The organism is Verrucomicrobiia bacterium (assembly GCA_019634635.1).
Classification (GTDB): Bacteria; Verrucomicrobiota; Verrucomicrobiia; order Limisphaerales; family UBA9464; genus UBA9464.
In genome coordinates, this window is record JAHCBB010000017.1 from 17,216 (window position 1) to 31,202 (window position 13,987).

2 protein-coding genes are annotated in these 13,987 nt (G+C 64.2%); one reads left to right on the forward strand and one right to left on the reverse strand.

Going from position 1 to position 13,987, the window contains the following annotated elements:
- Positions 1-108: 108 nt before the first annotated feature.
- A complete protein-coding gene (locus KF791_12615) occupies positions 109-12,378 on the reverse strand; it encodes a chitobiase/beta-hexosaminidase C-terminal domain-containing protein (GenBank protein ID MBX3733425.1) in 12,270 nt (4,089 codons plus the stop codon).
- A gap of 326 nt (positions 12,379-12,704) precedes the next feature.
- Between KF791_12615 and KF791_12620 the strand changes: the two genes are divergently transcribed.
- Positions 12,705-13,883, forward strand: coding sequence for a pyridoxal phosphate-dependent aminotransferase (locus KF791_12620; protein MBX3733426.1), 1,179 nt, complete (start codon positions 12,705-12,707; stop codon positions 13,881-13,883).
- Positions 13,884-13,987 lie beyond the last annotated feature (104 nt).

The window sequence follows — 13,987 nt, forward strand, 5'->3', positions numbered from 1 at the left end:
CCCGGGTGATACTCCACGCTGGTGGCCGCGCCAAGCCCCGGGACGGCCACAGAATGCTGCGACGCGCTCCAGGAATCGAGGAGGGCGGCTCCTGCCGCTCGTCGGCGGTCAACGGGCGGCCTGATCGTCCGCCAGCGAAATCTCGAGGAGCAGGAATCGCTGCGCCCCCGCACTCATGGGCCACCAATCCCTCACCGTCACCATCCGCCGGCCCTCGGCAACCACCGCGGACACCGGAACAACCTCGTCCGCCGACAGATCGGCAAGATCCGCACCCGCCCTGGGCCGGTAAATGATCCCGGCGGGCACCGGCAGGGCCTCGTTGTAGGTCATGGCGAGGTACTCGACACCCTCCACTCGCAGGATCGAATACCCGACCCGGTGATCCGCGCGCTTCAACCAGGCCACGAGGTCGGTGTTGGACGGTGCGCCCGCCAGCGCCACGGCCCCCCCTGCGTCGCCTGACGGAGCAATCTCAATCCGGTCAAGCAGCGTGTTGGGCTCCCGGTACGCGATGGTCAACAGGTGAGCACCCGCGGCCAGCTCGTATTCGAGCGGCGTTGTCGGGGAGGCCCCGTAAACGCCCACCCATCGAAAGCTCTCGGCCTCGGCGGCCGTCCTTCCATAAAATCCGTTCCACGAAGACCAGGCGCCCGAGTCCATGCGCACCCAGAAGGAATCGCTGTTCGCGGTCGGCGCCTTGACCCGGGCGCGGATGCTGTAGGTGCCGGCGGTGGGCACGGTGAACACATAGGCGACTTGACCACTGGCCGGCGCCGCGGCGGTGGCGGCCGGTGCCGAGGAGACGGACACGTAGTACCCCCCCGATGCCTCGGGATCCGCAAAAGCATTCACCCGCATCGGCTCGGTGATCGAATGATAGCGCTCCGCCTCAATTCCGATCGTTGATGAGGCGGACGGCGCCTCGCCAACAATGGTATAAACCCTGGAATGGGTGGGACCCGCGTCCCCGCCGGTTTCACGCCCGAAGAACTCAAGCGCCGTCGTCTCGTTGATCCAGAGATTGGTTCCTGCGGTGGAGAACGCCACAAAGGGTCCCCCATTGGTGGACCAGAACCCGAAGTTCCTGTCCACCTCCAGACGCAACCAGAAGGGCGCACCAGGCCCCGGGCTCGCGGGCGCGGACACCACGGGCGCGGCGAGGTCCACCTCCCGGACATGAATCACAAGTTCGTTGGTGGCGCTCCGGGCCGGGATGCCGTCATCGGTGGCCTTGACGGTGATGAGGGTGGTGGTCCCACCGTCGGATGCCTGAGGGGTCCACGTCAGCTGGCCGGACGGTGTCACGACCGCGTTGGCGGGTCCGTGGACCCGTTCATGGAGCAGACGGTCCCTTGGCGTCTCGACGTCGGAGGCGCTGACGTCCAGGGATACAGTCTCCAAGGCGTTCACTTCGAGGGCCGGAAGCGCGGCAAACACGGGCGCATTGCGGTTGGGCGGCAATGCCTCGATCGCAATGTAATCGAAGAGGATGGACGATTGGGTGACGATCGGACCCGTGCGCACAAACTCCAGGGTGTTCGGCCCCGCGGAGATTCCCGCCGCGGCATTGGACCGTCTGAGCACCACGTTGGTGCGGGCCGAAATCCGGTCGGCGAAGAGCACCGTCGCCTCCCCCGCAGCGTTGCGGATCCGCACAACGATGTCGTGATTTCCGAAGCCGACGCCGGATCCGTTCACGGTCTGAGTTGCCGACTGGAATTCAAAGGAGATGCCGAGGCCACCGTCCGCCTCCGCCTGGCCCGGGGTCAAAATGAAATGCAGACGGTTGGTGCGATCGCCCTGGGTCAATGCCCCCTCCCACGCCTTGAAGGGTTCATCGAACGGTACCGAAAGCGCCGCGGTGAGGCTGTTAAAGCCCGCGGGATATTCCCCGGCCAGATAATGGTCGTCGTCTGCAGTCGGATTGGCCGCCTCCACGTAATCGGGATCTCCGGCCAGGCGGGTTACGCGGCCCGGCGGAAGGTCATTCAGGTTGTTCTGGGGGGAGAACTCGGAGTTCCCACCCCCTGTCGCATCATCCACCCCGACGAGCCACGCGGAGCGGGATGCGGTCACCTCGATTTCGAAGGTGATCATGTCCGACAGGGCGGGTTCGCCATCATCGGAAACCCGGAGGGTGACCGGATGCCGTTGCGGTCCCTGATCCGCAGCGGGCACCCACGTGACCTCGCCGGAAGCGGAAACGGCCAGTCCGGGAGGTCCCTCCATCAGGGAGAACGTGAGAAGGTTGGCCGGCAGGTCGGGATCGAGGGCCGTCACGGAAAACGACAGCAGCGAGAGGGCCCGGGCTTCCCGGTCTGAAACCGGCTCAAACACCGGAGGGAGATTGACCTCGCGAACCACGATGGTGAATTCATTCGTGGCACTCCGGGGCGGCTCACCATTGTCCCGAACCCGCACCTTGACCGCGTTGGTCGAGGGGCCCTGGCCCTCCATGGGCGTCCAGGCGAGGCCCCCCCCCTCGCTGACCGCAAGTCCCATCGGACCCTGGATGAGCGAAAAGAAAAGGCTCTGTGGGGGATCGTCCGCATCCGTCGCCAGCAACTCAAGGACCAGCGGCTCCAACTCATTCACGATCGTTTCCGGGACGGCTTCGAAAACTGGAGCCGCATTGAATCCTTCCACAACCAGCGTGAACTCACGCGTGGCCTCGAGAGGTGGCTCGCCGTCGTCCGTGACCCGGACGACCACCACGTTGGTGGAGATGGCCTGATGAGCCGCCGGGGTCCAGCTCAATCCGCCCCCCGGCGCCACCACCAACCCCTCGGGACCGCTGACCAGGGAAAACACCAGCTGATTCGGCGGCAAATCCGGGTCGGAGGCCGTCAGCGTTCGTGTGAACAGGAGGAGCGGCTCCAGGTGGGCATCCGGAATGGGCACAATCTCCGGCGCCCGGTTGGTCTCAAGAACCACCAGGGTGAACGCATTGGTGGCGCTCAGCGGTGGTTCACCACTGTCGGTGACCCGGACCGTCACCACGTTGGTGGACGGGCCCTGGGTCTCCGCCGGTGTCCACCTCAGGAGTCCCTCGGAGTTGATCAGGAGCCCTTCCGGACCGCTGACCAGTGAATAGCTCAATTCATTCCCGGGCAGGTCGGGATCGGTGGCCGTCAGCGCGACCTCGAACAGCGCGAGTTCCGGAATTGCGGCATCCGCCAACGGGTACAGCTCCGGGGGCAGATTCACCTCGCGCACGAGGATCTTGAACGTGTTGGTGGCGCTCAGCGGCGGCTCCCCGCGGTCGCTGACCCGGACCGCCACCACATTGGTGGAGGGTCCCTGAGCCTCCCCAGGCGTCCATTCCACAAGGCCGCCCTCTGCCACGGTCAAGCCCTCCGGCCCGCTCACCAGGGAGAAGATCAGCAGGTCCCCGGACAGGTCCGGATCCGCGGCGGTCAGCGTGACCTGAAACGGAACCAGTTCATCCGTGCTCACATCGGCGACCGGATCGAACACCGGCGCAAGATTGATCGACTCCACAGACAACGTAAAGGCATTGGTGGCGCTCAGGGGGGGGACGCCGTTGTCGGTCACCCGCACTCGCACCTCGTGGGTCGAGGGGCCTTGCTCCGCGGCCGGCGTCCAGGTCAGCAGTCCGTCGGTGCTGACCGACAAACCGTCCGGCCCGCTGACCAGTGAATAGCTCAGCGCATTGACCGGCAGATCGGGATCACTGGCCGACAAGGCGAGCTCAAATGGAACAAGTTTTGGGATCGTGGCATCCTCCACCGGGTCAAATCCGGGAGGGAGATTGATTTCGCGAACTGCGATCGTGAAGGCATTGGTGGCACTCAGGGGCGGTTCTCCATCGTCCGTCACCCGGACCGTCACCACGTGGGTCAGAGGTCCCTGCGCCTCGGTCGGCGTCCAGCTCAGGAGACCGTCCCCGGCCACGGTCAACCCCTCGGGTCCGCTGGCCAGGGAAAAGGACAGCCGATCGGCCGGCAAGTCCGGGTCCGTGGCCGTCAACATGAGCTGCAAATGCACCAGTTCGTCCGTAGAGACCTCGCCAATCGGGTTGAAGACGGGTGCCTGATTGACCGAATCCACGACAATCGTGAACACATTGGTCGCGCTTAGCGGCGGTTCGCCATCGTCGGTGACCCGGACCATGATCACATTGGTGGAAGGGCCTTGCGCCTCGGACGGTGTCCAGCTCAGGAGGCCGGCGGCGCTGACGTCCAGTCCCTCCGGCCCGCCAACCAGCGAATAGAACAACCCGTTCGGGGGAAGATCCCCATCCGTGGCCGTCAACATGAGCTCATGGGGTACCAATTCCTGGATGGACTGGTCCTCCACGAGGCCAGGCACCGGCGGTCGGTTCACCTCGCGAACGACAATGGTAAACGAACCAAGGGTGCTCTTCGGGCGCATGCCGCCGTCGGTGACTCGTACGGTCACGAGCTGGGTGGAAGGCCCCTGGGATTCCGAGGGTGTCCACGAGAGGACTCCCCCCGGGCTGACCGTCAAACCGGCCGGGCCGCTGACGAGCGAGTACGTGAGCCCGCTGGCCGGAGTCTCCAAATCCCAGGCGGTCAGGAGTCGCTGAAACTCGATCAACTCATCGGTGACCGCATCGGTGAGCGGCCCCAGGACCGGCGGGTCGTTCCTTTCGTAAACGACGACGGTGAAGTCCAATTCCGCGCTCATCGGCGGATGGCCATCGTCCGTGACCGAGACAACCACCCGATTGGTGGACGGACCCTGAGCCGCGTCCGGCGTCCACAGGACCTCACCCCACGAGGCGATCTCAAGCCCGTCCGGTCCGGTGATGAGCTGATACTGCAGGAGGTTTTGCGGCACATCTGCATCCACCGCATCCAATGTCCATGCCAGCGGGTGCCCCACCTCGATCTCCACAACCTCCAGCGGAGCAAAGACCGGGGGCTCGTTTACTTCCACGACCACCAGGCTGAAACTGTTGGTGGCACTCCGCGGGGGAGTGCCATCATCGGTGACCACCACGTCCACCTGATGAATGAGAGGCCCCTGGTCCTCACCCGGGGTCCATGTCAGAAGCCCACGCGCAGTGACCTGCAATCCGCGGGGCCCAGTCAGCAGCGAATGGACCAACTCGTCCGACGGAGTATCATCGTCACTGGCGTCCATTTGAAGCTGGAACGGTTCATGCTCCTGCAGGATCTGCAACGGAACCGGAACCACGACCGGCGGCTTGTTGGTGCCGAAGAGCCGGGCAAGTCGGGTGAGATGGATGGATTCCAACTCCGCGTCGGTCAGTGCCCGGTTGAAGACGATCACCTCACCCAGGGTGCCGGACGGCACCTTGCTGGGCTTGCCCCACGGAACGGCGAACGATCCGCCACTGCCAAAGGCGTTGACAACGCTGGCGTTCCGTATCCCGGCCAGCTGGCCGTTCTTGAAGACCTCAATGCGGCCGTCGGCGCCCATGCGAACGGCCATCAGATCCACTCCGGGACTCGGCGAAAGCCCGATGGTTGTCTCGGGATCCCCATAGGAGAACTGCTTCCGGGTCATGTAAAAGCGCGGGACACCGCCGCCCCCATTGCTGCCATTGCCACACATTCCGAAATCGCCGTCCTCGGAGTGCGTCGTCATCACCACGGTGAAATTCTGCGGGATCCCGGCCGTGTTCATCAATCCGCCTGCGGAAAGGCAGTTCGTCCCATTGAAATACACGCCAGGCGCCCCATTGATCACGTTGGTTCGATAGACCGGCGGCGTGTTGATCGCCAAGTTGGGCAGCGACCCCGTCGGCGCCCGGACGACAGGACCTACCGACGGCGACCAACTGGTCACCGGAGCGTTATGGGAAAGCCCCTTGAGATCCACCCAGGGCCGAAGCCACAACTTCGTGGCCGGATTCTTCGCAACATCAAATACGGGCACGCCCCGGACCACCACGGTGCTCACCGGCGTTGCATTGCCACCGAGGAATGACCGCGCCTTGATGGTGCTTGCCTCGTGAATTCGGAGGGGGCCGGAGTATTCCGGCGACGTCGAAACCGGATCACTGCCGTCCAGCGTGTAGCGAATCGTCCCCTTCCCGGCATTGACAATCCGAACTTCCTGGTTTGCGTGAATCATGTCCCTCCGGGTCACAATGGCCGGCTGGACCAGGGCGCCCGGGGCCGGCTCAAGGACCAGAATCGCCCACAAATCGAACGGGGGAATCTCCAACTGCGTCAGGCTCCGGTCGGAAAAGCCCTCCGGGGTGATGTCCACCGCAAGGGCCGAGTAGTCCTTCGTCAAACGGGCTGCGTTGTGAATTCCTGCATCATACGGCCGCAGCGTGTACAGCGTCTTCTTCATCGCCGTTCCAAAAAACGCCTCCGGATTGAGCGACAGCACAATCGGATCCGCATCGGCCGGACTGCTGCGGATCATGTGGACCACCACCGGATCCTGACGCGTCCGGGTGGCCCGTATCGTGACGCTCGCAGCGGACCGGTTCTCAACAAACAGAGGCTCCACCGGATACCTCGGATCCGACCGGCTGGCATTGAAGAAGCCGGCATCTTCGTATCCGTCGAGATACCGGGACATTGCCCGGACGAAACCCAGGATCGGGGCAAAGTCCGCCACGGTCCCATAAAACCGCCCTTGAGACGGCGCATTGTAGTCCTGGGGAATGATGTACGTATCCCAGGGCACGATCACGTTTCCACCCGCCGCATAACCGGACGCGGTGAATCGCCGGTGCTCCGCAACCAGATAGGAACCATCGTAGGTCAATGCCAGCGGCTTGTCGTCCAGGGCCGCCTGCTTCAGAAACGTGTCGTAAATTGCCGCCGGATCCGAAGTGTTGCATTCCCGCATGAACAGATCGTGGCGCTCCTCGATCGCCTGGGAGCTGGACCTTGTATTGGCGGAGAACTTGATCTGACGTCCAAAATGATTCGTGATGGCGGCATGGACGACGGTGTAGAATTCGAGGGTGTTCGCCGTCTGGAAATTGACGAACGCGTCCTTCAACACCGGGGAACCCACGGAAATGAACTTGACGGGATCCTGACCCCTGGACTTGAGATAATCCCGGTAGCTGAAAACCGCGACATCCCCCACCCCGGCCTGCGTCAGTTCCGCGGGAGTTAGATTTGTGGAGAGGTATTGGCGGAAACCCGTGTTGCATTCGTCGCAATAGCAACCGCCGTTGCCGATGATTTCGATGTTCATGTCCACGGCGTCCATCTGAAGCGTTTGCACGACCGCGGGGTTCCGATTGATCAGGGCCAGGGCATGCTCGATCCACACGTTTCGGAAATCCTCCCGCCGCGCGCACCCCGGATACTTGCCGCTGTTCAGGTGGTCCGTCCGCGCGGCGGGTTCATTGTTGATGTTCTTGACCCGACCAATGGTGTAGGTGGCGGATGTGAGGGACTGCGAAAAGTAGTCGCGGATGTTGGGATCAATTGTCAGGCTCAACTGGACGCCCCGCTGGGCCGCCGTGTTGAGCATGCGGTCATCATAGGCCTGCAGCCAGAACACCCACTCCATCCGGTTGGCGAAGAACGCATCGAAGGCTTCAAACGTGTCCAGGAGGATCGGAACATTGACGCCATTGACCCGATGGGTCATTTGGTACGTCGGCTTTTCGTGATAGACGCGCGAGGAGAGGATGACGTCGGAGCGGTTCCAGTGCGTTGCCGGTCGGGTGAAATCGCTGAGCAGGCTGCTGACCGTGGGTTCGGGGGGCTGGCCCGGTCGGTTGACGAAAACGATGAACTGACCGGTGGTGCTCATGGGGGGAACTCCATCGTCCGTGACGGCGAACTCGACAACGTGGGTCGAAGGGACATCGGAAGGGTGGGGCGCCCATGCCACCAGGCCGTCCGGCGAAATGGTCAGCGATGGAGGACCCGAGAGTTTCTGCCAGGCGAACGCATTGGCCGGAGTGTCCGGATCGAACGCGGTCAACAGAAAGGAAATGGGTGTCACGCCCTCGGTCGTCCGGGGTGCGACGGACGGAACAACCGGTGGCGAATTGGCTTCGCGTACGACGATCAGAATCTCTTGACGGGTGCTGCGGGAAGGTAGGCCATCGTCAGTCACCTCAACGTGGACCACCTTGACGGTGTCTCCGTCATCCTCAGTCGGAGTCCACGTCAGCCGGCCGGCGGGTGTCAGGACCGCGCCTGCAGGTCCGCCGATCATCGTGTAGGTCAGCCGGTGCGCGGGCGTCTCAACATCAGTGGCGGTGATATCCACCGAAAGCGTCTGATGTTCGTCCACCTCCAGCGGTGGATGGACGGCAAACACGGGAGCGTTGCGGTTGGGATCCAGCGCCTCGATCGCGATGTAATCGAAAAGGATGGACGACTGGGTGACGATCGGACCCGTCCGCACAAACTCGAGTGTATTCGGGCCCGCGGAGACTCCAGCCCCGGGGTTTGGCAGAAGGATGACCACGTTGGTGCGGGCGGAAACCCGGCTGGAGAAAAGCACCGTCTGCAAACCGGACGCATTGCGCATCCGGATGACGATGTCGTGATCTCCAAACCCGACGCTGGCACCGTTGACAATCTGCGACGCCGACTGGAATTCGAGGGATATCCTGATTGTGCCATCGGACTCAGCGCGGCTCGGACCCAGGATGAAGTGCAGGCGGTTGGTGCGATCCCCCTGGGTCAGCGCCCCCTCCCAAGCCTTGAAGGGTTCGTCGAACGGAACCGACAACGGAGCCGGGAGTCCGTTGAAGCCCGCTGGATACGCTCCCGCCAGGTAATGGTCATCGTCAGCCGTCGGATTGGTCGCCGCCACATAGGCGGGATCCCCGGGCAGGCGGGTCACGCGACCCGGGGGTAGATCATTCTGGTTGTTCTGTGTGGAAAACTCGGAGTTACCCGACCCCGTGGCATCATCCGCTCCGACAAACCACGCGGAACGGGACGCAGCCACCTCAATCTGCAGGGTCGCCGTATCGGAAAAGGGAGGCGTCCCATTGTCGGTAACCTGAAGGATCACGGGATGGACCTGAAGGGCCTGCGCCTCGGCAGGCACCCAGGTCACTTCACCCTCCGCGGAAATCGCCAGCCCCTCCGGTCCTTCCAATACACTGTAAATCAGGAGATTACCAGGAAGGTCCGGATCCGTGGCGGTGACGGAGAACCTCAACGGCAGCAAGGCCCCGATTTGCTGGTCTGAGACGGCGGCGAAGGCCGGTGGCCGATTGACCTCCAGCACGACAATGGTGACTTCATTCGTGGCACCCAGTGGAGGTATTCCGCTGTCCACGACGCGGACGCGAACAACATTGGTTGACGGCCCCTGCCCCTCCGTCGGCGTCCAGCTCAGTAATCCACCTTCGGAAATCGCCAGCCCCTCCGGTCCGCTGATCAGCGAGAAGGTGAGGACCTCGGGAGGCAGGTCCGGGTCTGTGGCCGTCAATGCGAGCTGGAAGGGCACCAGCTCTTCGATAGCCACCTCGGCCACCGGATCGAACACCGGCGGCCGGTTGATTGAATCCATGTACACCGTGAAGGTGTTGGTCGCGCTCAACGGCGGCACGCCGTCGTCCACCACCCGAACCACCACCACGTTGGTGGATGGAGCCTGTGCCGCGACCGGGGTCCAGCCCAGCAGTCCCGCGGCACTCACCACCATCCCCTCCGGCCCGCTGAGCAATGAATAGCTCAGCGCATTCGCCGGCAGATCGGGATCCGTCGCCATCAACGTCCGCTGAAACAGCGCGAGCTCCGTCAGCGTCGCATCCTCCTCCGGCACCCACTCCGGAGCACGGTTGATCTCCAGCACCACAATGGCGAGCTCGTTGGTGGCGCTCAGCGGCGGTATGCCGTTGTCCGTCACCCGCACCACCACCGCGTTGGTCGAAGGGCCCTGCGATTCCGTCGCCGTCCAGTTCAACAAGCCCTCCTCAGACACCGTCAGCCCCTCCGGCCCCAGGATCAGCGAGAAGCGAAGCACGTCCGCCGACCCGTTCGGATCGCTCGCCGTCAACGCCAGCTGGAAGGGCACCAACTCCTCGATCACCGGCTCGGCCACCGGATCGAACACCGGCGGCCGGTTGATGGAATCCACGTACACCGTGAAAGTATTGGTCGCGCTCAACGGCGGCACGCCGTCGTCCACCACCCGAACCACCACCACGTTGGTGGATGGAGCCTGTGCCGCGACCGGGGTCCAGGCCAACAGTCCCGCGGCACTCACCACCATCCCCTCCGGCCCGCTGAGCAATGAATAGCTCAGCCCATTCGCCGGCAGATCGGGATCCGTCGCCATCAACGTCCGCTGAAACAGCGCGAGCTCCGTCAGCGTCGCATCCCCCTCCGGCACCCACTCCGGAGCGCGGTTGATCTCCAGCACCACAATGGCGAACTCGTTGGTGGCGCTCAGCGGGGGCACGCCGTTGTCCGTCACCCGCACCACCACCGCATTGGTCGAGGGGCCCTGCGCTTCCGTCGCCGTCCAGTTCAACAAGCCCTCCTCAGACACCGTCAGCCCCTCCGGTCCCAGGATCAGCGAGAAGCGAAGCACGTCCGACGCCCCGTTCGGATCGCTCGCCGTCAACGCCAACTGGAAGGGCACCAACTCCTCGATAGCCACCTCGGCCACCGGATCGAACACCGGCGGCCGGTTGATCGAATCCATGTACACCGTGAAGGTGTTGGTCGCGCTCAACGGCGGCACGCCGTCGTCCACCACCCGCACCACCACCACGTTGGTGGATGGAGCCTGTGCCGCGACCGGGGTCCAGGCCAACAGTCCCGCGGCACTCACCACCATCCCCTCCGGCCCGCTGAGCAATGCATAGCTCAGCGCATTCGCCGGCAGATCGGGATCCGTCGCCATCAACGTCCGCTGAAACAGCGCAAGCTCCGTCAGCGTCGCATCCTCCTCCGGCACCCACTCCGGAGCGCGGTTGATCTCCAGCACCACAATGGCGAACTCGTTGGTGGCGCTCAGCGGCGGTATGCCGTTGTCCGTCACCCGCACCGCCACCGCATTGGTCGAGGGGCCCTGCGCTTCCGTCGCCGTCCAGTCCAACAGGCCCTCCTCAGAAACCGTCAGCCCCTCCGGTCCCAGGATCAGCGAGAAGCGAAGCACGTCCGACGGCCCGTTCGGATCGCTCGCCGTCAACGCCAGCTGGAAGGGCACCAGCTCTTCGATAGCCACCTCGGCCACCGGATCGAACACCGGCGGCCGGTTGATTGAATCCATGTACACCGTGAAAGTATTGGTCGCGCTCAACGGCGGTTCGCCGTCGTCCACCACCCGCACCACCACCACGTTGGTGGATGGGGCCTGTGCCGCGACCGGGGTCCAGGCCAACAGTCCCGCGGCACTCACCACCATCCCCTCCGGCCCATTGATCAACTCATAGCTCAGCGCATTCGCCGGCAGATCGGGATCCGTCGCCATCAACGTCCGCTGAAACAGCGCAAGCTCCGTCAGCGTCGCATCCCCCTCCGGCAACCACACCGGAGCGCGGTTGATCTCCAGCACCGCAATGGCGAACTCGTTGGTGGCGCTCAGCGGCGGTATGCCATTGTCCGTCACCCGCGCCGCCACCGCATGGGTCGAGGGGCCTTGGGCCTCAGCGGGAATCCAGTTCACAAGTCCGAAGGGGCTGACCGACAGCCCGTCCGGTCCGCTGATCAGCGAATAGACGAGCCCCTCCGGCCCGGTATGAGCATCTGTGGCGGTCAATTGAAGCTGGAACAATTCCAGTTCGGGAATGACCTGGAGCGCAACCGGACCCGGAACCGGCGGCGTGTTCAGGACTGCCGGTGTGGACTCGATGCGAACATACGCCATTCCCAGGGAATGGGAGTACCCGGAGAGCACAGGGCCGGTCCGCACAAACTCCACCGAGTTGGGCCCCGCGGAAGCGCTGATCGCAGCGGCCTCCACCTCGACGGCCACCGTCGCGGCCTGGGTGAGCGTCCGCGTGTCGAGAACCGTGGCCAGTCCGGAGGCGTTCTTGAACCGCATGATGATGTCATGGGAGCCAAACCCCTGCTTGACGTTGTTGATCATCAAGAGGGCGTCCGGATACCGGATCTCAAACCGGATCCGGGACCCCGGCGCCACCTGCGCCGGGGAAAGCACAAAGTGGAGCCGGTTGGTGCGATCTCCTGCCGTCAGAGCACTCTCCCAGGCGGACCACGGTTCATCGAAGGGCACCAACAGGGGCGCCGCCAGGCCGTTGAATCCCGCAGGATAAGACCCGGCGGTGTAGTAGTCGTCATCCAGCGGGGCATTGGCCTCCGGTTGAAACTGCGGATCCCCGGCAATCCGCGTCACCTGACCGGGCGCGAGGTCGTTCTTGTTGTTCTGCGAGGGAAACTCGGAATTCCTTGACGTCGTCGTCGGATGGTATGTCCCGATCTGCCACAGGAGCCTGTCCGCCGCCATCGCAGGAGCAAGTCCAAGGATGCTTCCAAATAGAGCCGCAAGGCGCCATCGGTTGTGGGGGACCACCACGGGATTGCAGCATCCGCTGCGGGACGCGCAAGCGCAAACAGGCCAGAATGCAACAAAAGGGCGCATCCCCAAGTTGGCCAAAGTCGCTCCGTGCCGGTGGAGCGAAGGGACTCTGGGAGTTCAAACAGCAGGCGGTTCGTCGAAGGTTCCAGCAATCGCTGCGGACTTCCGGTTCTGGGAGGCACCCTTGCGTCGGGCGCCACCCGAACTTCCGCTTGCCTCCGCAGTCGGGTTCCGCAACGTCTCCGCGCTTTCGTATGCAACTCCCGATCGCGCACCGTGCGGCCTCGCTTACACCGTCCGTCACCCTCGCCATTGACGCGCGGGCCAAGCAGATGAAGGCGGAAGGCCTGGACGTCGTGGGCTTCGGCGCCGGCGAACCGGACTTTGACACCCCTCAGCACATCAAGGATGCCGCCGCGGCCGCGCTGGCCGCCGGATTCACGAAGTATACGCCGAGTTCGGGCATCCCCGAACTGCGCCAGGCCATTGCCGACAAGTTTCTCCGGGAGAACGGTCTCCGGTTCGAGCCGTCCCAGATCATCGTGAGCAACGGCGGGAAGCACTCCTGCTACAACGCGATCCTGGCCACCTGCCAGGAGGGGGATGAGGTGTTGATTCCGGCGCCCTACTGGCTGAGCTATCCCGAAATGGTGAAGCTGGCGGGTGCCACCCCGGTGATCCTGCCCACCAGCGACCGCACCGAGTTCAAGGTCACCCCCGATCAATTGCGCGCCGCGATCACACCGCGCAGCCGGCTTTTCATCCTCAACTCGCCGAGCAACCCCACCGGCACCGTGTATTCGCCTGAGGAAGTCCGCGCGCTCGGAGACGTGTGCGTCGAACGGGGCGTGCTGATCCTGAGCGACGAGATCTACGAGCACCTGCTCTATGACGGTGCGCAACACCGGTCGGTGGCCGGCTTCAGCCCGACCCACGCGGCCCAGACCATCATCGTGCACGGGTTCGCCAAGGCCTGGAGCATGACCGGGTGGCGCCTGGGATTCCTGGCGGCCCCCGGGCCGGTTGCGAAGGCGATTGACGCCATACAGTCGCACAGCACGAGCAACCCCTGTTCCTTCGCCCAGAAGGGCGGCCTGGCGGCATTGACCGGCCCGCAGGACCACCTGCCCGGGTGGCTCGCCGAATTTGCCCGGCGCCGCACGCTCGCCTGGGAACGGTTGAATGCCATCCCCGGCATCACCTGTGTCAACAGCCGGGGCGCCTTCTACCTGTTCCCAAACATCAGCGGGACCGGGCTGCGCTCCGCCGAGTTTTGCGCCCGTCTGCTCGATGAGGAACGCGTGGCGGCCGTGCCAGGAATCGCCTTTGGCGCGGACGCGTACATCCGCCTCAGCTACGCCACGAACCTGGCCAGCATTGAGAAGGGTTTGGAACGGATGGAGCGGTTTGTGCGGCGGCTCATGGGGGCCTGACCCGGCGGTGCGGATCCCGCTCCCCTGCGCCCTCCAGCGGCGGGTTGAAGGTCCTCCCCGGGCGTCCGCGCACGGCGTTCCCACGGGCCCGGCTCGCAGCGACA